This is a genomic window from Elusimicrobiota bacterium, from assembly GCA_016180815.1.
Taxonomy (GTDB): Bacteria; Elusimicrobiota; Elusimicrobia; order JACQPE01; family JACQPE01; genus JACPAN01.
Window position 1 is genome coordinate 1 of record JACPAN010000024.1, and the last position, 20,886, is coordinate 20,886.

At 53.1% G+C, this 20,886-nt stretch carries 20 protein-coding genes, 1 tRNA gene and 1 pseudogene; 21 read left to right on the top strand and 1 reads right to left on the bottom strand.

Annotated elements, in window-relative coordinates:
* The 9 genes and pseudogenes from HYT79_11320 to HYT79_11360 form a co-directional block, all read left to right on the top strand.
* Positions 1-1,270: DUF1186 domain-containing protein (locus HYT79_11320; GenBank protein MBI2071178.1), on the top strand; the 1,270-nt coding region annotated here is incomplete at its 5' end.
* 44 nt (positions 1,271-1,314) lie between these two features.
* Positions 1,315-1,395, top strand: a pseudogene (locus HYT79_11325) (SEC-C domain-containing protein).
* Between the two features lie 12 nt (positions 1,396-1,407).
* Positions 1,408-1,869: a hypothetical protein gene (locus HYT79_11330; protein ID MBI2071179.1), complete on the top strand. Its 462-nt coding sequence runs from the start codon at positions 1,408-1,410 to the stop codon at positions 1,867-1,869.
* Between the two features lie 719 nt (positions 1,870-2,588).
* Positions 2,589-6,605 carry a hypothetical protein gene (locus tag HYT79_11335; protein ID MBI2071180.1) on the top strand — a complete coding sequence of 1,339 codons (4,017 nt, stop codon included), beginning with the start codon at positions 2,589-2,591 and terminating at the stop codon, positions 6,603-6,605.
* A complete protein-coding gene (locus HYT79_11340) occupies positions 6,602-7,900 on the top strand; it encodes a hypothetical protein (protein ID MBI2071181.1) in 1,299 nt (432 codons plus the stop codon). Before HYT79_11335 ends, HYT79_11340 begins: the two co-directional genes overlap by 4 nt.
* Before the next feature lie 19 nt (positions 7,901-7,919).
* Positions 7,920-8,294 (top strand): septation protein SpoVG family protein, encoded by a 375-nt coding sequence (locus HYT79_11345; GenBank protein MBI2071182.1) that lies wholly within the window; start codon positions 7,920-7,922, stop codon positions 8,292-8,294.
* Complete coding sequence (locus tag HYT79_11350) at positions 8,281-8,619, top strand: hypothetical protein (GenBank protein ID MBI2071183.1); 339 nt, start codon at positions 8,281-8,283, stop codon at positions 8,617-8,619. The genes HYT79_11345 and HYT79_11350 overlap by 14 nt, the downstream gene beginning before the upstream one ends.
* On the top strand, positions 8,594-8,893 hold the full coding sequence (locus HYT79_11355; GenBank protein ID MBI2071184.1) for a hypothetical protein: 300 nt from the start codon (positions 8,594-8,596) through the stop codon (positions 8,891-8,893). The genes HYT79_11350 and HYT79_11355 overlap by 26 nt, the downstream gene beginning before the upstream one ends.
* Complete coding sequence (locus HYT79_11360) at positions 8,886-11,333, top strand: DUF87 domain-containing protein (GenBank protein ID MBI2071185.1); 2,448 nt, start codon at positions 8,886-8,888, stop codon at positions 11,331-11,333. The genes HYT79_11355 and HYT79_11360 overlap by 8 nt, the downstream gene beginning before the upstream one ends.
* Here the strand turns inward: HYT79_11360 and HYT79_11365 are convergent.
* Entirely contained in the window at positions 11,330-11,647 is a 318-nt protein-coding gene (locus tag HYT79_11365) for a hypothetical protein (protein ID MBI2071186.1), read from the bottom strand. The two genes, HYT79_11360 and HYT79_11365, sit on opposite strands and share 4 nt — an antisense overlap.
* 43 nt (positions 11,648-11,690) lie before the next feature.
* Here HYT79_11365 and HYT79_11370 point away from each other — a divergent pair, with 43 nt between their 5' ends.
* The 12 genes from HYT79_11370 to HYT79_11425 all read left to right on the top strand — a co-directional run bounded on the left by HYT79_11370 (position 11,691) and on the right by HYT79_11425 (position 20,821).
* Positions 11,691-13,295: a hypothetical protein gene (locus HYT79_11370; GenBank protein ID MBI2071187.1), complete on the top strand. Its 1,605-nt coding sequence runs from the start codon at positions 11,691-11,693 to the stop codon at positions 13,293-13,295.
* A complete protein-coding gene (locus tag HYT79_11375) occupies positions 13,292-13,882 on the top strand; it encodes a hypothetical protein (GenBank protein MBI2071188.1) in 591 nt (196 codons plus the stop codon). Before HYT79_11370 ends, HYT79_11375 begins: the two co-directional genes overlap by 4 nt.
* The gene (locus tag HYT79_11380; protein MBI2071189.1) at positions 13,854-14,561 is read left to right on the top strand and encodes a hypothetical protein; all 708 of its coding nucleotides are present in this window, start codon (positions 13,854-13,856) and stop codon (positions 14,559-14,561) included. Before HYT79_11375 ends, HYT79_11380 begins: the two co-directional genes overlap by 29 nt.
* Positions 14,549-15,199: a hypothetical protein gene (locus HYT79_11385; GenBank protein ID MBI2071190.1), complete on the top strand. Its 651-nt coding sequence runs from the start codon at positions 14,549-14,551 to the stop codon at positions 15,197-15,199. Before HYT79_11380 ends, HYT79_11385 begins: the two co-directional genes overlap by 13 nt.
* Positions 15,200-15,219: 20 nt before the next feature.
* Positions 15,220-15,900, top strand: a complete 681-nt coding sequence (locus HYT79_11390; GenBank protein ID MBI2071191.1) for a hypothetical protein — start codon at positions 15,220-15,222, stop codon at positions 15,898-15,900.
* Entirely contained in the window at positions 15,860-17,701 is a 1,842-nt protein-coding gene (locus HYT79_11395; protein MBI2071192.1) for a type IV secretory system conjugative DNA transfer family protein, read from the top strand. The genes HYT79_11390 and HYT79_11395 overlap by 41 nt, the downstream gene beginning before the upstream one ends.
* Positions 17,698-18,111, top strand: coding sequence for a helix-turn-helix transcriptional regulator (locus tag HYT79_11400; protein ID MBI2071193.1), 414 nt, complete (start codon positions 17,698-17,700; stop codon positions 18,109-18,111). The genes HYT79_11395 and HYT79_11400 overlap by 4 nt, the downstream gene beginning before the upstream one ends.
* Before the next feature lie 163 nt (positions 18,112-18,274).
* Positions 18,275-18,619, top strand: a complete 345-nt coding sequence (locus HYT79_11405; GenBank protein MBI2071194.1) for a hypothetical protein — start codon at positions 18,275-18,277, stop codon at positions 18,617-18,619.
* The gene (locus HYT79_11410) at positions 18,609-19,337 is read left to right on the top strand and encodes a hypothetical protein (protein MBI2071195.1); all 729 of its coding nucleotides are present in this window, start codon (positions 18,609-18,611) and stop codon (positions 19,335-19,337) included. The genes HYT79_11405 and HYT79_11410 overlap by 11 nt, the downstream gene beginning before the upstream one ends.
* A gap of 110 nt (positions 19,338-19,447) precedes the next feature.
* Positions 19,448-19,696: a helix-turn-helix domain-containing protein gene (locus HYT79_11415; GenBank protein ID MBI2071196.1), complete on the top strand. Its 249-nt coding sequence runs from the start codon at positions 19,448-19,450 to the stop codon at positions 19,694-19,696.
* Between the two features lie 6 nt (positions 19,697-19,702).
* The gene (locus HYT79_11420) at positions 19,703-20,770 is read left to right on the top strand and encodes a tyrosine-type recombinase/integrase (protein MBI2071197.1); all 1,068 of its coding nucleotides are present in this window, start codon (positions 19,703-19,705) and stop codon (positions 20,768-20,770) included.
* A tRNA-Lys gene (locus HYT79_11425) sits at positions 20,750-20,821 on the top strand. Before HYT79_11420 ends, HYT79_11425 begins: the two co-directional genes overlap by 21 nt.
* Positions 20,822-20,886 lie beyond the last annotated feature (65 nt).

The following is a 20,886-nucleotide window of genomic DNA, read 5'->3' on the forward strand; positions in this document are numbered from 1 at the left end:
CATTTCCGGCATCAAGAGGCTGGCCCGTCTAAAAAGTCTTGATCCCTTTAACAGGCATGTGGCCTGCCGCGCGCTTTACCTCTTGGTCCACAAGAACCCTGTCTTGCGCGATGAGGTAATTGCCTTTTTGCGAAGCTTTTTGGCCCAAGGCGTCGCTGAGAAGGACGACACAACGTTTATTTCCTTCCTGGCCGGCGATTTGGCCGAATTTAGAGACCCCGGCGTCAAGGAGGATCTGCGCCGCGTCTTTGAGGCCGGTTTCATTGACGAACAAATTGTTCAGTGGGGTTCTATTGAAAAAGAATATGCCGGCCAAAACAAATATTCTGCCGTCAAGCAGGACAACAAAAACCCCCTGGTTCATTTCTCCAAAGAGAATCTTACCCACCTTAAGGAAATCAACAGTGAAGACGAGGACGCCGGAGAAGAGGCTGGAAGCGAAGAAAATAAGGAAGAAGACGGCGAGCTAAACGCACCCTTTTGCCTGCCCAGAGACCGCCGGGCCATAGAAAAATCCACATGGGAATTGACCAAACATTTGCGAAGCCACGAATTTAAAAGCCCAGATGACGCCAATGCCTATCTTAAAGAGCTTCAAGCCTCCGGCAAGCTCAATGACCCCATCGCTCCGGAAAACGCTCCCGAATTCGCCCAAAGCCTGGCTTATGACGCCTTCGGCGAAAACGATCCCAGGAAAAAGGTCGAGATGGCCCGTAAGGCCATCAAAATCTGGCCTGATTGCGCGGACGGCTATGTCATTCTGGCCGAAGAAACAGCCCAAAGCGTGGATGAAGAGTACCGGCTGTACAAGCAAGCCTTGGAGGCCGCCCGGCGCGCCTTGGGGAAGGAGTTTTTCGTAGAGAATACCGGGAACTTCTGGGGCATGATCGAAACTCGCCCCTTTATGCGCGCTAAAGCCGGCTTGGCCGGCTGCCTTTGGATGATGGGGGAGATTGATCAGGCGCTCGATCACTATAGAGAAATGCTGACCTTTAATCCCAATGACAATCAAGGCATCCGCTATACCTTAGCCTCTTGCCTGGGCGCCGTGGGCAATTGGGACGACCTAAAGCAGCTTTTTGAATCAAAAGACTACCAAGACGACATAGGCTTGGAGTGGCTGTCCATGAAAGCCTTGTCTACCTATGTTTTGGAGGGGGAATCACGGCAAGCGCGAAGGCGGCTTCAAGATGTCCTTTCCCGGAACTCCTATTTCGCCGATTATTTTTTAGGCAACAAAACCTTGCCCGAAGAGCTGCCTGACCATTGAAGAAGGCCCCGGGCGCCTTGGAATGGCTGGCCAAAGAGGCCGGCATAGTCAAAGGACCCAAAGCCGGTCGCAACGAGCTTTGCCCTTGTGGTTCGGGCAAGAAATTCAAAAAGTGTTGCGGATAATCCGCGCAATACATGGATACAGTCAGGATCGTTGAGGTTGGTGGGACTATCATCACTGCGATTGCAACGGCCTATGCGGGTTGGGCCATGTTCCAGTCTTCGAGAGACAGTAAACCCAATATAAAAATTGAAGCAAACCCGCTCCAGGTAAATTCCACTGGAAAACTTATGCAGTGGTCTTTTGTCGTTAATTTAACCATCGTCAACCTTAGCGCCTCTCAAAATGCTCTGGTTAAAGTGAGCCCCTGTTTAAGACCGTTAAACGATCCCGGTGGAAATGATCCCATGTTGATAAATTTTAATTCTCAGTTGCCGCTCAGGTTACCCTCGAAAACAACCATGACTCATAGTATAAGCGGTATATTTTTTGGCCTTGGCACCTCTGCCCACGAACTTCAGATGGATTTTCAGGATCAGTACGGCATCAATTGGTTGGTTTTGACAACCTTGCCCGCACAATCGAAACACGCTTAGCGTACATAGAAAGTTCAAATTTTGAATTACCCCAAGAAAGAGTTTGCTGTGCTCACTTGTTCGCAAAATATACATTCTGCGAACGCATAATTTATTGTTCAATTTTTTTTGACTTAAATAATCTGGTTTTGCCTATCGATTTTCCGCAGCCTAAAATAAATTCGTAAACAATCGTAAACCTTTTCAAGCGCGACCTGCTCGACGGTAAAAAACCTTCCATTCGTAAACATTCATAAACAACCGTAAACAAGGCGTTGCCGCCGATCTAATTTAAACGCCGATCTGCGCTGTAATGATCCGGCAATGATCCATGGCGTTTTACGGCGGTTGGCAGGTCCTAAAGCCGGCAAGCTCTCTCAAGTTGATTCTCGATGCCGGTTTAGGCCGCTGAATTTCGTTGTTGATCCGTTAAATTTTTCCCTTTATCAAGGGCTGGCCCAACGCATTCCCCAGGATTCGATCGATCGGGTGTTCGCCGCAACAAATCAAGCTATTGAGCGGGGAATTGTTGCGAAAGAAAATGCTCCGGCCTGCTTCCATTTTTATCTGAGGCGCTGTGCCCGCGCCCATCATTTGGAACATTTGCTGCCATGACGGATTTGGTGGTTCGGTTGTTGGGGAGGCGGAAAAAGCAGGGGAGAGCCAGGGGGCTCTCCCTCCACATTGTCCTTCTCTATCGGGGGTTAAGTAACCTCTTAGAGGAAGGGCCGCAACCTATCTTGCGGCTGTTTCAAGTCTTTCTCCAAAAATTGAATTTAGCAAGGGGGATTCTGCCGGCGTTGGCGGGCGCTTTGGTTTTATTAGGTTTCTCTTTTCCTCTATCTACGCAGGCCGGGGAATACCTCATCTATGACTCCATAGCCGTCACAGGATCGCCCTATCCTTATGCCAGGGGTCTTGCCGGTGATCATTTGGGAAACGCCTATTTCCTCACCTATAACCAGGAGGTTACCCATTGGATTATTAAAAAGCTAACCCCGGCTAATGAAATCATCACCGTGGGCGGGCATTTAGGCGGCTATGCGCGCCTGTCCGTTGACCCTAATTTATGGATTTGGGCCTTAGACGACAATAGCGGCGCCAGGGAAATCAAAAAAATCGATTCATCGGGCAACGTGGTTTTATCCTTTGGCAATTCATCGGCATTGAGCCTGGCAGGGGGAATCGCCTCAGATGGAACCAAGGTCTGGGTGTCCCATGACGCCCCCTGGGTTTGCAGCGGTCCCGGCAACTGCGGTTGGGGCGGCCATGGCAAGCTGGAAGCCTATAGCGCGGCCAATGGGAGCCTTTTATCCAGCGTTTCCATGCCGTGGCGTAATGGAACCCACATGGTTTATTTAAACGGCAAACTTTTTGTAGCCGGCCGCACAGACCTTTACTGCGGCACGCAGCGGGTTTGGATATTAAACGCTTCTGATGGTAGTGTATCTTCTTCCTTTATTCCTGGGGGCAATTATCAAAACTGCTTTACCCCGGATTTTGTTTTTTCCGATTCTGATGGTTACTTTTATCTGGGAAGCAGCTATTACAGCGAAGGAACAGGGGTCAAAAAGTTCGATTCCAGCGGCAATGCCGTAACCCATTTTGCCGTTCCAGGAGGCTACCCAGGTCCCTATATCGGTATGGCAGCTATAGACGGACGCCGTTACGTCTATGCTTTAGACGCTGACGGCAATGGAAACACGGCTGGGGACAAGATAATACGCATGGCCTATAACAACACACCGAACGCGGCCACCAGCCTTGCCCCAGCCGGCAGCGCCTCTCTTCACAGCAGGGAGGTCGCCTTGAGCTGGAATCCCTCCTATGATGCCGACAACGACCCTATCGCCTATGAGCTTTATCTTTCCCAAACCAATGGCAGCCCTACCAGCCTTTCCCTAACCTCAACAACCAGCAACACAAGCGTCACGCTAACGCCGAGCCCAGGCAATTATTACTGGATGATAAGAGCCAAGGACGCTTACCGCCAAGCTGACAGCATAACCCAGCAGACAAACTATACCTTCGTCAACTCAGCGCCAACAGTTCCTTCTTACTCCAATAAAGTCTTTACGACGCGGGATACTTCTGTCCTGATTAACTGGAATCCCTCCACAGATGCGGACGGGGACCCTATTACCTACCGGTTTTACTTAGGCGATACCCCTGGATCGCTGGCAGAGGTGGCTTCAGGCAGCGGCAACTCTTATTCCTTTTCCGGGTTTAATTGGGGCCAGGCTTATTATTGGAAGGTGCGGGCTGAGGATGCCTATGGGGGCGTCAGCGAAGGGCCTGTTGCCTCGGTTACGGTCAATTTCCAAAACTCGGCGCCCACGGCCCCTATCCTTAACGGACCTTTCTCAAGGGGAATTCACTCAACGGGGACATTCTCGGATGCCATCAGTTGGCTGGTTTCCAACGACCCGGACGGCGACCCCGTTACTTACCAGGTTTATCAAGGTTCCCATCCCTCAAGCTTTACTTTGGCTGCTGGCAGCGTCTCCGGCAATTTTTTTACTGCCAACGGTCTGGCTCAATGGAGCACCAATTATTTCATGGTCAGCGCCGTTGATAGCTATGGGGCGCGGACGGATGGGACGCCCGCGGCAATCAGCTACCACCTGTCCAACCAGCCGCCGCAACCTATTGTCTATACCTCAACCTGGGGAACCATCGTTACTCGTTCCACCGAAGTTTGGCTTTCCTGGCAGATTCCCGATGACCCGGACGGCGATCCGGTGTTTATGCAGATTTGGGCCGGAACCAATCCTGCTGCCTTGTCTATTTTGGGCGAGGGGAGTATGGCGGACTATCCGCTTTCCGGTCTCAGTTTGAACACGACGTATTACTGGCGGGTAAGCGCCGTGGATGCGTTCGGCGCGGCGAGACAGGGCGATGTCAAATCCTTCTGGCTTCAATTTAAGAATTCATCTCCGCTCGTTCCTTCAGCTTCAAGCGGAAACGGCGTCCTTTGGCGGCATAAAAATGAGCCCTTTGGGGAAACCGTTTCCTGGGCTGATGCTCCGGATGCTGATGGCGACCCCGTCACCTACAGCGTTTATTTCGGCACCGGCTCTTTGGCCAAGATTTTTGAGGGCAGCGGGATCAATTCCTACTTTTTTGAGGGGCTGCATTATGCCACGACTTATTACTGGCAGATCATCGCCAAAGACCCGTATAGCGTCACAGTAGGGCCTGTGAATCAATTTCAAATCCTTTTGCAAAACAATCCGCCATCAGCGCCGATTGCAAGTCATGGCATTGGAGCAACGACAACTCGATCGACATCCCATCTTTTGAGATGGACAGGGTCTCTTGATCCAGACGGGGATGCGATCACTTATGCGGTATTTGCCGGGACAAGGCCCGAAGCTTTAACCGTGGCAGCTCAAAATTTAGTTTCCGAGGAGTTTACTTTTGAAGACCTGATGTTTGGTGTTACTTATTATTGGCGGATTAGAGCCAACGATTCATTCGGAGCGTCTGTTTTGAGTTCCAGTGCGTCATTGACGCACTTGTTCCTAAACACCGCTCCCAGCTCTCCTGTGTTTGCAGGTGACACGCTGCGGGCCCGCCATGGCCACGAGCCGTTTTCCGATGTTTTGACTTGGCAAAGTTCCTTGGATGCCGAAGGCGATGCCGTCAATTATGCCCTTTGGACGGGAACCGCCCCTCATTTACTCGTTTCGATTGGGTTTAGCACGGGTACGTCTATGGCGCTGACGGATTTGCGATTTGGTACGTCTTATTACGCGGCGGTAATGGCCTCGGATGTTTTTGGGGCGGTTAGCCAGAGCGATATGTTTGTCTGGCGATGTGAACTGACCAACAATTTGCCTTCGGCTCCCGTAATTCACAGTCCGGCCGGGTTTATTTCGACACGATCCCTGGCATACGAACTTACTTGGGCGGCAAGCCAAGACAGCGACGCAGATGCGTTTTCCTATCGCGTTTTTTGGTCTAAAAGCGGCCAATCCATGCCCGCGCGCGAGGCGGGGCAGGCGACTACGATGACATTTGATTCCCTGGAATTTCACTCGACATACTATTTTGCCGTTGAAGCGAGCGATTCCTTCGGCGGTTCATCATCGGGTCCGGCTATCTCCGTTTTTCTTTCCTATCTCAATAATAATCCTCAGCCGGAGTCCGGCCATGAGGCCGCCCTTCCGGACGGAATTGTGGTCTCGGACAAAAATTCAATCAGTATAAGCTGGCCTCAATATATTGATCCGGACGGTGATGCCGTTATCTACGCGCTTTACCTTGGCCGTCAAAATGATGGCGCATCAGCGGCGCCGCCTTTGGTCGGCGGCGTTCCCCTGCAACTCGTTTATCAAGGCGCTTTAAACTTGGCCGCGCTTGATGATTTGTTTTTCCATACGAATTACGTTTATCAGGTTGAAATCCGCGACTCACAAGGCGCGGTGATTAACGGCCCGGCCGGCTCTTTTTCTTTGGTTCCTCGGTCCGCACAAAGCCAAGCGTATAACGCGCCCAATCCGTTTCGGGTTAATGACGGGACTGATTTTGTGCTGACGGCATTGGAACCTGTGGATAAGGCGCGGATCGCGGTTTATTCGGTGTATCAGGACCTTATCTGGGAGGGCCATTTCGGGCCCTTGTCGGCCGGGGTTCACCGATTGCGCTGGGACGGACGGGATGCCTCGGGAAAGCCGGTGTTCTCCGGTATGTATTTGGCCGTTGTTGAAACGCCCGGCTCTAAAACAGTGGTCAGGACGGTGGCGATTCGATGAGAGCGGCGGCATTGCTGTTGATCCTGCCGATCGCTGTGGTTCATGGAGAGTTCGCTGGCAGGACTCATTTTTTGACGCATGGGCCGGGCTCCTTGGAAGAGGCTTTAGGTGGGGCCGCGGCCGCTTATTCCATGGGGCCCAATGCCCTCTATTACAATCCGGCCGGGCTTTCAGCCAGGGCATCGGGGATTACAGGGGAGTACGCGAAGCTCATGCCGCAGGTGAGCTATTCCTGGCTGGGAAGCGCGTTTTCTTTGGGTAATAACAGTTTCGGTTTGGGAATCATCGGGCTTGATTTGGGCGAGATCACGCGCAGGGAAAGCGTGATGGATGCGGGCAGTCCGGCTAAAAGCTACCAACGGGCCTATCTATTGGGGGCGTCTGCGGGAGCGGGAGGGAGCGCGCGGCTGGGCACAACTTTAGGCCTGCTTGATTTTGTTTTGGCGGGGTATGAATCCAAGGCCGTATTCGCGGATATCGGCGGGGCTGTTCGTCTGGGGGAGCGATGGTCCTTGGGCGCGGTGCTTAAAAATGCCTATTTTTCAGGCCTGAATTTTGCTGGCAGCAAAGAGGTTTATCCCCCGGAACTGCGTCTTGGAGCATCGCTTTCTATCGGCGGCGTCGTAATGATGGGCCAGGCGGAGAAATTATTGGATGGTTCCACGCCCAGATTAGCCGCAGGGTTCGGATTTTCTCCGGCGCCGGGCTTCTCTTTGCGGGCGGGCTTAAACGGCGTTCCGAGATTCGGATTCGGTCTAACTACCAAAAACAGGCAATTTGCCGTTGATTTTTCATGGCAAGTTCGCGCTATCAGTCCCACCGGGCGCGTGGGCCTGAGCTATTTTTTTCGTGAAGATGAGGCGGGACCGCCGGAAAACATGAACCCATACACCGAGCTTAAACTCCGGGCCAAAACCATAGAGGCGTTTTTGTCTGAAGAAGCCAAACGCTTGATCGAGGAGGGGAAATCCAAGGAGTCGGAAATCATTCTCAAAAGACTTCTGGCTTTAAGGCCGCATGACCAAGAGATCAGAAAGACTTTGGTTTCAATGGGAAGCGAGTTTCCGGTTGTGCGGCGCAGAGTTTGGCTTTTTGGCCGGACCCAAAAGGAACAACGGCGTCATTACCTTCGCTTTGCCGTCAGTTTCGCGCAGGATGCGCGCATGGATTTTGTCATCTTGGCCAGGGATTTCGTGGACAAGTGGCCGGATGACGAACGGTCTGAGCTTATCCGCAGGCTGGTGGGCGTTGAGAGCGGAATCTTTAAAACCACCAGACCTGCGGAGAGCCGTTGAAAATCAGGAGGGAAAAATCATGAGCGAAATTGCGGCGGACGGAGCGGGAGGAGTTGAAATCGAAATTAGGCATTTAAATCCGGCCAAGAATCCGAAGAATAAAAATCTTTTGGCCATGTTCGACGTCAAAATCGGCCCGGTGATGATTAGGGGGGCAAGCCTGATGAACGGAAAGAACGGGTTATTCGTGGGTTATCCGGCCAAAAAAAGGGCAAAACGCGCGGAGGAAAAAGGGGGATCGCCTTATGAGGACGTTGTGTATGTCATCGGAGACGCGGCCAAATCGGCCTTGCATGAGGCTGTCGTGCGCGAGTATGAGGAAAAAAGGAAAAACCAGGAAGGACAAGGCGAGACGGGGCCCAAGAATGAGGAATCCGGCTATGCGATTGTCTAACGCGATGAAGCTCGCCTTCATCCGGTTGGGAACTTTGCTGGCGGCGGGGGCTTTGGGCGTTCCCGCCGCCATGGCCGCAGGCGAGGAAGCCCAGGTGATCCAGCCCATGACCGCCATTCTTCAGAAGGTTTCCATGGTCGTGGGAGTGGTCGTACTTTTTATCGGCCTCATTTACGGGTTCGCCGCGTACGGAACCGGCGACGAAGACAAAATGAAAACAGCCAGAAACGCCTTTATTGGCGGGATTTTGATTTTGATGGTGTTTCCCATCGTCAAAATTATTTTGGCGGCGGTGGGTTATGGCAATCTATTGCGGGGCGTATAGAACTTTCCGCAACACCGCGGCCAAAGTCAAATTCTTCGGCCTTGAGGCTGGGGATTGGGCGGGCATGGGCGCTGTTGTGGCGCTTTGCTCGCGGCTTTTCCCGAGCCTGATATGGACCGCGCTGGTATCCGCCGGGCTATGGTCCTGGCTTTACTTTGTCAAAGGCCGCAAGCCCCAAGGCTGGACGCAGGCCGTTGCCCTCTATTTGGTCTCGTCAAAAAATCTGCTGGTAGATTTGGAGCCCAGGCCTGCGGGGGCAGTTCAATATGTCTAAGCTCGCCGAGCTTCTTTCCCCTGCGCCTTCGGATCAATGCCTGCTGCACAGGCATCTGAATCTGTTGGACATAACGCCGGATGGCTTGGCTTTGGGCATGGGCGGGGAAATCAGCGCGGCGTATGAGCTTTCGCCGCATCAAGACATTTTATTGATGAATGACGCGGGTCAGGCCCGGTTCATCGATGAAGCGGCGCTTGCGCTTGAATCCTTGCCGGCCGGGGCCGCGGCTGTTTTTGTTGTTGACGTTCGGCCTGGGTCAATAACGGAGATTAAGCGCTTGGAACGATTGGCTCACGAATTGCCCAAGGAACAGGCCGCAATCGTTAAATCGAAGCATGAATTGTTTTCGCGGTCTGCGCGCAAAGAAAGAAAAACCCATCTTCTGCTTGGGCTTTATAACGGAAATTTTCTCAAACTGCCTCTATTTCCACGCTTGGTGATGGACCCTGGCCAAGCATCAAGAGACGCCGGCAGAAAATTGGCGGAATTTAGGGATAGGTTCGTGGGGATGGAGTCCGTGGTTTTAGGGCGGCTCTCCGGCCTTAAGGCTTCGCATCGGCGGCTCGATGAGCATGAGTTGGCTGATTTTTACTGGCAACGCCTAAACCCGGATAAAGCCGGAGCCGGCTTGCGGCCTCCAAAATACAATTTACGCTTTTCTCATCGCTGCCAGTTGGCCGCGTCGGCCGGCAGTCATGGAAAAACAGCGTTCGCTGTTGACGGCGTTTTCCATCAGGCGTTTTCGCTCTTCATGCTTGATGAAACAGTGCCGGCCGGAGGCATCGACCGCATGATCGCTCATCTGCCCGAAGGCTCGACGATTGTCATAACGGTTTTATCCCCGGATCATCAGGATTTTCTCGCCAGGTTAGATAGCGATATCCGGGGTTATTCCAGCCTTATGAGCGTAGGCGCGGGCAATCATCAGTTAAACCACAAAATTCGGGACCTTGATGAGCTTGCAGGCTTGGGCCACGGTTCCGGAACAAAGTTTTATATCGCGAGCTTGTTTGTATTGCTGCGCGACCATGACCAGGGCGTTTTGGCAAACAAAGCCTTGGAAATCATGATGGCGGCGAGAGAAACCTTGGGCGGGGAACTCGTGACCGAGGATTTTCTTCATTTGCGTTATTTTCTCGCGCAGTTGCCTAATGGAGCGATTCTGCCCATGCGACGGCATACGTTGACCGCCAATGCGGCCGCTTGCCTGCTTCCCCTGTCAGCGCCGTGGAAGGGAGCAGAGGGGCCGGGAGTCCTTTTTTACTCGAAAGAGCAGAACATGGTGAACCTTGACCCTTTTTGGGAAGGCTCGCCCAGGCATGGCATGGTGATCGGCTCAACCGGAAGCGGCAAAAGCTTCACCATGAATTATGTGGTATCGAGCCTCCTGGTCCAGGATCCAAAGACAAACTTTGTGGTGATCGACATGGGGGGCAGTTATAAACGATTGACCGGAATTTTAGGAGGGGATTATTTCGAGATTGAGCCTTCCGGAAACTGCGCGATCAGCCCGTTTCCTCCCAAGGAAGCCATGATCGGGGTGGACGGCGCCCCGGACGCCGATTTGCTGGGCTGCTTGCGTCTGTTAATCCAGAAAATGTTGATCCGGCCGGTTGATCAAATTGAAAAGCACTTGATTGAGACCGGCATAACGAGGCTTTATCAGAGCGCGAACGTGCATGCCCCGCTATTGGGAGATTTCGTGGATACCATGGCGGCTTTGGGATTGGAGGACGCGGATTGCGGCCCAGCGCGCCATATCGCCAATGAGCTCAGGCTCTACACCAAGGGCGGTTACGGCAATATTCTAAACGCTCCCTCGACAATTCGGCCCTTCGAGAAGCGTCTGACGGTTTTTGATTTGGCCAGGCTTAAGCAGCACCCTGAGCTTCAGGCGCCGCTGATCTTCATGATTTCTCTCGGACTATCCAAAACTCTCAAGGACCCCGGCCAGAAAAAAGTCGTGATTATCGACGAGGGCTGGGAGTTTTTTGACGATGACGCTTCTTCGGAACTGGTTTCGAGGCTTTATCGAACGGCTAGAAAATTCAACGGGCTCATTATCTCCGTATCCCAGAGCCCCAAGGACTTCATCAAAAGCAAGGCGTCCACGGCCATGATCGCCAATTCTTTCTGGAAGATGTTTTTGCGTCTGGACATGGGTCATGACACGCTGGGCGCTTTCGGTCTCAATTCAAGGCAAATCGAAGCTGTGCGGCGCCTTGAAACAAGAAGGCGGTCCTTTGCCGAGCTGTTTGTGGTGTTCGGAGAACACTCGCGCACGCTCAGGCTTAATCCCAGTTCGCTCGAATATTGGATTGCGACGACCAATGCCGAAGACTGCGCCGTGGAGGAACGATTGAAAAGCCAAAAAGGCGCGATGAATAGGCTTGATTTTTTGAGCGAGCTGGCCCTGATGGAGCCTGTGGAGGTTTAGGTGGAAGGGAAAACCGTTACTTCGAGTTTTTGGAGCCGCTCTTTATGCTCTTCGTGTTTGGCTTCCTCCACTGTCCAAACCTTATTAAGCTCCGTATTAACGATCCGTCGCACTTCTTCTGTCGATGGACGTTTGGCTAACTCCGCTTTGAGTTCTTCTTTCGCTTCTTTGAGTTCTTCTTTGGTAGCCAACTCAGCCTTTAGGCGGCCGACGAGTCTATTTTCAAGGCTCTCCGTGGTCCGTTCAAGAATTTCCTGGAAGGCTTTGAGATTTAATGCCTGGCGGGGAGGATTCTTTTCTTTTTTCTTTTTCATCGGCGTACGCCGCTATTATACCACCGGCGTTTGCATCGGCGCTTTGTTAGCTCTGGCATCGCCGTCTTCCTGGGCGCTATTGGACGGCGTTGTTTCCGGGGCCCGGGCGTCGAAGGATTTTGTTCATCAACGCGTCGTGGAGAATCATCTCTTTCAGCTTATCGTCGCGGCCAAGAAAAATTACGACGCCTCGGTTCGAATTTATAAAGAAATGAAGCGGTTGAACGAAGGGAAGGGCATCGTTAAAAACGTGGCCTCGGACCTTGGGGCCAAGGCTAAAGCCATGGCCCAGGATGAAAAATCGACGATGGCAGGGGAATTTGCCTACCGGCATGACTCGGGACTGGACCGCCTGCTCTGGAATATGGATGAGAAAACCAGGAATTTCGTGGCGGTCAAAGGCATGGCCGCTTTCGGCTTCATGGACAATGTCAATCAAAAATCGGCTGAATACGCGGGCGCGATTAAAACGCAGGCCGCTCTTTTGGCGGCAAGGGCTGGCCGAGGGAAATTAGGCCGGGAAGAAGGAGTCAAAATCGCTGCCGGCGCGAAAACAGCCACGGATCAGGCCCTGGGTCTGGGGCTTCAGGGAAATTCGGACGCGGTTGAGGCCTTGAACCAGCTTGTTCTTTTTGAACTAGCCCGCCAGGCAGACGATAAGAACGCCCGAGTCAACAGAGAAAAGGCGTTGGCGGAAATCGTTTCTTTTTTTGAAGACAGTAACGGGTTATCGCGCCAAATGCGGGCGAGCCTCGAGGCGACCCGGCTGTTGAACGCGCCCGCCGCTTTTCTGGAGACCAGGCGTTCAGTGACAAGCCTCGCGCTCGCGTTTTTGGGTTTGGTTTTAACCGCGGGCTTGATATGGGAGTTTGCCCAGACCGGGATGTTCAGGCTGCCGCCTCCTGTTCTGGGCCTTCCCCTGGCGCTTGTCTTGTTTGGTTTTGCCGCGTATCAGGAACTGATGGCCTCTTTCGCCATCATCATCAACGCGGCCGAGGAGACCATCACGCCTTTGGGCCAGGTTGTGGCAGCTTTCGGGGAGCGGCCGGTGCAAAAAGGCTTGGCTTCCGTGCTGGTCAAATCCATGGTTGCCTGGCATTTGGGTTCGGCCAAAGACATTTTTTCTTTCGGAGTCGAAGGCTTGGGCGGGTTTTTGTCCGGCGGCTTCGCTCTTTGTTCGGTCGTCGTGCTTCAGCTTTTCTTTTGGGTCCGCTACGCGTTTTTCGCTTTGCTTTACGTCATGGGACCGCTTATGATCGCGTTGTCGCTTTATGAGCCTTTAAGAAGGTTGACGTTTGGATGGCTGCTCAGCACGCTTGAGGTCGGGTTGTGGGGCATCGGCATGAAAATACTGATGGCAATCACGACGTTTTCAAGTGTGGAGACGCTGTTGGACCCCGCCAAGGGAAGCGTCGGGGTTGTGGCCGGCGTATTGATTGTCAATCTCATTTTTTTGGCCTTTAGCGTATGCTCGCCGTTCTTTATTCATTCCATTTTATCGGGCGGCATAAGCCAAATGAAGCCGGTGGGCGCGATCGCCGGCGCGGCATTGAGCCCTGCGGCCGCGGCCGCAGGCTTGGCGGGGTCGCCGGTCAGGCAAATCTATAAGAACGCGGACAATTGGATTCGCCGGGGTTTTAAAAAATGATTAGGATTATCCCCGCCTTCGCGAAATCATCAAAAAGCCGGGGTCGGCAGGAGAGTTTTCTGGACTTGATCGAACTTAACGTTTTTTTCCGGCGGACTGTTTTTACGGGAACTTTGGCGATGGGTATTGCCGCCGGGGCTTTGGCTTGGGCGCTTATTTTTAAGACGCCGGAAGTTTATTTCATCAGTCCGGCGGGAGACGCTAAAAGAATGGGCCAGAATGAGGCTGCCTCCCAGGAATTGGCCCGGTTCGCGAGAGGCGCCCTGGCCCTCATTTATGAACATGAGCCCCTAAGCAGGCAGGAGCGATTAACGCATTGCGAAAGCCTTTGTGCGGCGGGCCTGCTTCTTAAAATCCGGGCTGAAGTTTTGACCGAAGACTCGTTCCGGCGATTTATCGTCAGAAAATTAACCATTAAAGAAACTGGACCCCGCCTTTTTGAGGCGGCTTTTGAGGGAATGAGCGTTGCCGGAAGCCTGATGGGCAATTCGGAATCGAAGCAGGAGGCGGCAGTGACCTTGGTCATTAAACAAATAGAGCGTACTGCGGAAAATCCACATGGCTTACTCTTGGAAGACATTCGCTAAAACAATTTTTTATGGCATCGCTTTGGCGGCCGTTGTCTTGGGCGTTTTCGCGATGAACTTGATCAAGAAGCGGGACCAAGCTTCAAGGAGTCCGCTGCGGCACCATGTTTATGAATTAACCAAGGAGTCTTTGGCGCCATTGGTCGCCAAGACGTTGGATTTGCATCGAGGGCCATTGAGTGGGAATGCGTTTCCAAAAGCAGGCGGCGCGAAAAAAGGTTCATTCGCCGGTTTGAGAGCAGAGGCTTTGCCCGAAAGCGCGAGTTTCGGACAAAATACGGTCCAATCCGCAACCCGCGTTTACCGTGTTGCCACGGACGGCTTATGGGAATGGCTCGATGTGCTAAGGCGCGATCCCAAGCGAGAGCTGTTGATGAGCGAATTTTCTTGGCGCATGGGCAGAATCGTTTTTTATGAGATGAGTCCCGGCGGATTGGTTTCTTTTGAGTTGGTCAACGAAACCGGGAAAGACGCTTATCTTCCGGAAATTTTATGCGGCAATTGCCCCGGGCCGGCCGGCGTTTATATGGAGAGGCGCGTCCTTGAGCCCGGAACCCGGTCGGTCGGGATTATGAAAGTCGCGAACATCGCCGAACTTAAGCGGCTTGATCTTGTGGTCAAAGCCGCTAATTGCAAGGCGGCAAAGCTGCGCTTGGAGGTGCCCCGGTGGGTGTTTTAACCTGGATGACTTTAGTCGGCGCGTTATGCGCGCATGCCGCGGCGCCCGCGCCATTTCTTCCGACCGGCTCATTGCTTCGAGTCGTGGTGAACCATTCCATTTATTCGTACAACCTGGACGTCCCGGTCATCGCCGAGTTGGAAAGCGACGCGCAATACTGCCAACCCCTGGAAAACCAGGAGTGTTACGGCGTGGTTTTGCCCAGAAAAACAAAGATTTTAGGCAGGGCCTTGATTCTTAAATCACACAATAGGGTCAATGTCGAGTTTTATGGGGCTGTTTTGCCGGATGGACGCGAGATAATCATCTCCGGATTAGCCCTGTCGCCGGATGGCTCCGCAGGGCTGATCGGCAAAGTGAGGCGGCACAAGGATTCCATGGTCGCGTCCGCTGCCCTCAAAGGAGCGTTGACAGGCGCGGCAGCGGCCAGCGCCGGAGAAAACCCTGTTGCGGCAGGCGCGGCGGATTCCCTGGCTCTTGAAGCGGCCAAGGAAGTCGATCTCGCTCGGGAAAAAGTGGACACATCCATCGAAACGCCGCCATTCGCCCGCGCCCTGATCTATCTTCTCCAGCGAATAGAAATCCCGGCCGAGGCGCCGCCGGAGCGCCGTGATAAACAAGAGGGAGGGAAACGTTGATGCAATCCAAAAATTTTTTGATGAAACTGGTGGCACTCGATGCGGAAATTTTTCAAGGGGACGCCGCTCATGTTCAAAACGGCGACGGGTTCAACCACGATTCGTACGATGGGCCCGGCAGGGATGATTTTAAGGGGACCGATCAAGAGTGCGGCGTTGATGAGGCTTCGGTTTTCCGCAGGGCCAGGACTCTGCTTGAGTCTTTTGGCGGCGGCCTCGGCAATGCTTTGGTGGTCCCCCGCGGGCTCTCCCTCCCTGAGCTGGGCAAGCGCGCGCTTGAGTTTGTCCTTGCCGCGGAGATGGCTTCGGAGGAGGCGCTTGGCATGGTTTACAGGCTTGATCCGGGCAAGAGAAAAATCGGCCAGCGTTTTCTGCGGGAGGGCCTGGCCATTGAGCTTGACGGAGTGAGCATGGTGTCCGGGGCCCCGCTTGTCGCCATCCACATCGTTAATTGGATGACGCATGAGTTCAATATCGCAGGGCTCAATGTTTCCACGCGATGGGACGGAGTTCCCAGCCGCCATTACGGCCGCAAGTCCGTGAGCCCGCAAGGCGAAAGTTGGGTTTATTGCCGCCTGGAAACCTGCCAACGCGCCTTTGAGGTCGAGCTTATTCTTGGAGAGAAGGGGGGCAAAAAAAGGAACATGATGGCGAAATTTTATGTGGAGGCCTGTCCGCGTGGCGTTTTTGGAAACGATTGAACGCGTTTTGCGCCGGGGGCTCATCCTCGGTACGCTCTTTTTTATCGCGGTTTTGGCGAACTTTCTCTGGCAGCCTAAGGCAAACCAAGAGCTTGCCGTCATCGCGGCGTTAGCGGCTCTGGGCATGAGCAAATGGCCGGTCGGGGAAATCTGTTTCGCTTTAGCCTTGAGCCTTGGGGCGCGTTTTGTGCTGGACAATCTTTTTTTCAGGCGCCTTTTTCTGGAATTTTTTGAGCATTTGCCATTCGACCTGCCTCCTCAACGGCTTTCCTTATGGCAGGAGGGGTTGATTCCTCTTGGACTGGGAATGACGGCGATGTTTTTTTACTCCCTCGGCAAGGGGCAAAGAGTTTATTATCACGGCCGCCGGTTCATCAAAAACATTAAAGCCGAGGGCGACTTTATCCTGGGGCGTTGCTTGCGCGACAAGGGTTGGCGGCGCCTGCTATTGGAATGGAAAGTATTGACGATTTCGCCCGCGGTTCGGCCCGGGCATGTTTTGACTTTAGGCTCAACCGGCAGCGGCAAAACCCAGTTTCTTTTTTCCCAGGCTATCCAGGACATGAAGCGCGGCATACCGGTCGTTTTTGTGGAGTTTAAAGGAAACAAAAAGGACTACGAGATGTTCCGTTTGTTGGCAAGAGAAGCCGGCAGGGAAAAGGACCTGCTCTATTTTAACGTCGCCGATCCGCAATCAATGAAATTTAACCCGATTCATCTTGCCAAATGCGACCGGGATTCGGTGACGCTGGGTAACTTAGTCGTGCGGGCCATCGGAAGGGAGCCCATCCTGGGCAAAGACAGCGAACACTACCAAGCGCTTGACTTGGCCAAGGTGGAAGACGCCGCCGCGCTTTTCCTCATGACGGGGAAAGCCTTTACGCTGGAAGACTTTTACCATTACTTTTCCAGCGAACCGGCCCGTAACAAAGTCTTTACGTTGGCGGGCGACGGCCGTCTTGAGGAGGAGGTTCGAGCCAGGTTGGAAGAAAACAAGACGGATAACTCGGCGCTGACCAGCCATCTGAGACCCTGGGTTAAGGGAGAAATTGCGCGAGCCATTAATGCGAACAATCCGGAAATCACGATTGAAGGGATTTTTAAAGAGAACAAGCTGGCGTTAATTTCGTTCCCATTCGGCAAATACCGCATCCAGGCCCAGCGTTTCGGCCGCATGATCCTGGCCCAGATTTTGCTTTATGCCCAGCAGCGGCAATCGCAGGGTGGAGGAAACCCCGCGAGCGTCTATTTGGATGAAATCGGAAAATATCCGAACGAGGATCTCACCGCGCTGTTGACAACAGCCAGGGAAGCTGATGTCTGGATTACGGTCGCCTGTCAGAATCTTTATCAACTTAAAAACGTTCCGGATGCGGACCCGGATGCCTTCATCGCGGACGTTATTTCTTGCACCAGAACCAAAGTCATCTTTGACGCGCCCCATCCGGGCGAGGCCGAGCTTTTCGCCAAGATGATGGGCACTGAAACCACCGAGCGCAAAACGTGGCAGTCCACATCCGGGCTTTTTGGTCGTTCCACGGGCTTGGAAAATGTGCGGTTGACCGAGGAATTCATCATTCACCCCAATTTGTTGAAGGAAATGAAGCCCTTCCGGGCCGCGGTGATAACCGCGGGACAGAAACCGGCGCTGATTGCCACGCCTCAGCTTTACTTGGCGTTTCAGGGCGCGAGGCTTAATGCCGTCGCTTCTCCTGAGGCCGCGGAAAACAAAATCGAGGGGCTCAATTTGAGGGAAGCCGCTTGCGGCGCCAGGTCGAACGGAAAACTTCAGGTGCTGTGATGCGAATATTAACTTTGGGCCGGCAGATTCAATCAGCGAGGGAACGAAAGAATATCGGCCTGACAGAATTGGCCTATAGAACGGGGATCAGTGTTGAGCATTTGATGGAAATTGAAGGAGATCAAGCCTACGCCTGCGATTTAACGATCAGGGCTTTTTCCCGCGAATTGGGCATACCGATTGAGATATTAAACAGTCTACAGGTCCGTCTCAACGCAGGGGAGAAGGCAGGCTGCGAGCAGATTCCGGCGTTGGCGATGCTTCTTAAAATTATCGCCGGCGCTCATAACCCGGTCTCTATCGCTCATGAGCTGATGCCGCTGGCAAAAGATTTAGCGAGACTTCAAAAGCAATCGCAAACAACTGCGTCACGAGAAATCGTTTCAAACGGACCGTTGCCGGTTTTTTGATTTGGTTTTCGCCGGTCTTTGACAATTAGAACAAAGTAACTCTGCCGGTCCCGCGGCGGAGCAATCCTGCCAAGGCGCCCAGGCCTTCTCTCCCCTGCCGGGCCCTGCGTTTATTTTGCGACGCTGGGCCTAACCGGGGGGAGGAGGCTCATGGAGGTGTCTTGTGCAGGATACGAGAGAGAAAGAAAACGATGAGGTGTACCTAGACCCCATCATCCGGATCAAGAGAATCCGGTCCGAGGAAGAGCCTGTGGCGCTCGAAACTTTCAGCGCCAAGGGCCATCCTTCAAAAAGGACCGTAATGACTTCCGGCATCCGGGAAACATTCGGCGACTTGGCTCCAACCATCGCCTCGATCATCGTACATGGCGTGCAGACCGAGGTCCTAACAAAGGGACCTTTGGACTACCACCAAACCTTCGAGGTGACGGCGGAGGGTAAAACCGCCAAACTGTGGTTGATCGATGACGGCGAGGTCGTGACGCTGCTGTTGCCGGATGAATACTGAAGTGGGCAGCGCGTTAAACGGAGCGGTCATCGCCAATGGTCATAAGGCAATAGGCGCAGATGTGAGGCGTCTGGCAAAAGGAAAAACGTGCGATAAACGGATTGCCACCCTGACGATCAGTTACGCTGTCGGCGAGCGCCGTCCGGGGCACGTTGAGATGCCCTGCCTGCGGCTTAAGGGGCTGTGGATGGACAAGCTGGGATGGCAGATCGGAGAGAGGGTGTTCGTCGTTGCCAACCCCAATGTCATTGTTATCGGACGTTGGGAGCACAACGGACTGCCTTTGGGCTGTTGTCCGAGACCGGAGCTTCGTTGGAAGCAATCCAATGGTTGCGTTGTCGTTCATTGCAAGACCTGCGGGTTTAGGATGGATGACGACGGCTGCCTTGCGGATTGGCGCCGCGCAGCGGATCGCGAGTGGTGCGAGCAATGCGGCGCTTCGAACGACGGCAGCATAAACTACTGCCCAAAATGTCTCTACTCCGATAGGCCCTGGTGTAAGCGATGCGACGGCATGACCTCGGCGGACCATGACGGTGAATGCAACAGGTGCGGACTGCGCGTCATCCCGGTCGATCCGAAAATGATGGCCATGGTCGAATGTCCACGTTGCAGACACTACGCCCCGGTTCGCAAGGATGGAAGTTGTTTAGGATGTGGGTCTGTGATCAACGAGCATGAACCGACGATAGAGCAAACAGCACAACCGGAAAACTAATCGAATCACGGGCCCGAGTTTCGTCGAATAATTTCCCTCTCACTCCCCGCGGGCCCGCCAGAGAAACTTTGTTTTTTGAATCGATTTTTAACCATCGGAGGTTCGAAAATATGGATAGCGCAGTGCTTAACGAAAAACGTTTGCTTTCGCCGGAAAAACTAGCGGAGTATTTGGATGTTTCCAGGAAAACAATTTACCGCTGGGCGGTTTGCGGAATCATTCCATGCGTCCGGCTCGGCAAGTCGCTACGTTTCGATAAAGCGGAGATTGACCAGTGGATCGAAGGAAAAAAGGACCCCGGCAGCGCACGATTTGGCAGCCTCCGGATGCGCGCTTATCGGACGAAGGGTATAATGTGACGTCTTATGGGTATTTATCGAAAGGGAAACGTCTACCTCATTGATTATTATTATAAAGGCCGGCGTATTCGGGAATCCGCTGGACCGTCAAGGGCGTTCGCCAAGCAGGCTCTTTTAAAGCGCCAGGCGGAAATTGCCGAGGGGAAATTTTATCCGGAGCGATTGACTCAAGGCATCACATTCGGAGAGTTTGCTCAAAAGTTTTGGGACCTTTACGGCAGACATAAGCGTTCAGCCAAGAATTACAAGCAAATGCTTAATTGGCTGGTTGGGTACATGGGCAATAAGCGTTTGACGGATATCAATTCGCCTTGTGTTCTTGAGATGCGGGCGACCTTAAAGCAAAAAGCCGCCACAAGCACGGTTAACCGCTATCACGCTTTGCTTCGTTGCCTGATTTATCGCGCCATTGAATGGGGAGATTATCATGGCGATAACGCTGCCGCCAAGGTTCGCACGGAAAGGGAAGCCGCGTCGCGTTTAAGATTTCTCTCTCACGAGGAAATTTCCCGGTTGCTTGAGGTCTGCGATAAAAGAATTTATCCGGTCGTTGCCTGCGCTTTACTAACCGGCATGAGAAGGGGTGAGATGCTCGGCCTCAGATGGGAAAATGTGGATTTAAATACAGGGATTATTTATATTCTCGAATCAAAGAGCGGAAAATCTCGCGAGATCATGATATCGCCAAAGCTGGCCAAGATATTTGAGAAGATCGGGCCCAGGCCGGAGGGCCCGGTATTCACGGTAACAAGAATGACGCTTAGGCGCTGCTGGGAGCGCGCTTTGCGGGACGCGAATATTCAAAATTTTGTGTTCCATGATTTACGGCACACATTTGCCAGCAATTTCATCATGAAGACCAGCGATTTGCCGGCCTTGCAGAAAATTCTAGGCCATAGCACGCCGGTCATGACTCAAAAATACGCGCACCTGTCCAAAGGACACATGGCCGTAAATATGCTAACTTTCGACTCTGGTATGGACACCTATTGGACACCTCGTGATTTCGTTAACGAAAAAAATAGTCAAAAGTACCTTAGTATCAAGGAGTTTGGGCCCGTAGCTCAGTGGTAGAGCATCCGACTTTTAATCGGGTGGCCGCGCGTTCGAATCGCGCCGGGCCCAAGATTTGCGACGGTGTGGACGGCCGGCAAAACGTAAAATTGGCGGGCGGGGAAAAGGGGCGAGTC

Bases quoted from the DNA above. Each gene is read 5' to 3' on its own strand.
- HYT79_11390 (MBI2071191.1), top strand. From the start codon at position 15,220: ATGAAACTGGTGGCACTCGATGCGGAAATTTTTCAAGGGGACGCCGCT.
- HYT79_11330 (MBI2071179.1), top strand. From the start codon at position 1,408: ATGGATACAGTCAGGATCGTTGAGGTTGGTGGGACTATCATCACTGCG.
- HYT79_11340 (MBI2071181.1), top strand. From the start codon at position 6,602: ATGAGAGCGGCGGCATTGCTGTTGATCCTGCCGATCGCTGTGGTTCAT.
- HYT79_11395 (MBI2071192.1), top strand. From the start codon at position 15,860: ATGTGGAGGCCTGTCCGCGTGGCGTTTTTGGAAACGATTGAACGCGTT.
- HYT79_11415 (MBI2071196.1), top strand. From the start codon at position 19,448: ATGGATAGCGCAGTGCTTAACGAAAAACGTTTGCTTTCGCCGGAAAAA.
- HYT79_11410 (MBI2071195.1), top strand. From the start codon at position 18,609: ATGAATACTGAAGTGGGCAGCGCGTTAAACGGAGCGGTCATCGCCAAT.
- HYT79_11365 (MBI2071186.1), bottom strand. From the start codon at position 11,647: ATGAAAAAGAAAAAAGAAAAGAATCCTCCCCGCCAGGCATTAAATCTC.
- HYT79_11380 (MBI2071189.1), top strand. From the start codon at position 13,854: ATGGCTTACTCTTGGAAGACATTCGCTAAAACAATTTTTTATGGCATC.
- HYT79_11375 (MBI2071188.1), top strand. From the start codon at position 13,292: ATGATTAGGATTATCCCCGCCTTCGCGAAATCATCAAAAAGCCGGGGT.
- HYT79_11350 (MBI2071183.1), top strand. From the start codon at position 8,281: ATGCGATTGTCTAACGCGATGAAGCTCGCCTTCATCCGGTTGGGAACT.
- HYT79_11345 (MBI2071182.1), top strand. From the start codon at position 7,920: ATGAGCGAAATTGCGGCGGACGGAGCGGGAGGAGTTGAAATCGAAATT.
- HYT79_11360 (MBI2071185.1), top strand. From the start codon at position 8,886: ATGTCTAAGCTCGCCGAGCTTCTTTCCCCTGCGCCTTCGGATCAATGC.
- HYT79_11355 (MBI2071184.1), top strand. From the start codon at position 8,594: ATGGCAATCTATTGCGGGGCGTATAGAACTTTCCGCAACACCGCGGCC.
- HYT79_11420 (MBI2071197.1), top strand. From the start codon at position 19,703: ATGGGTATTTATCGAAAGGGAAACGTCTACCTCATTGATTATTATTAT.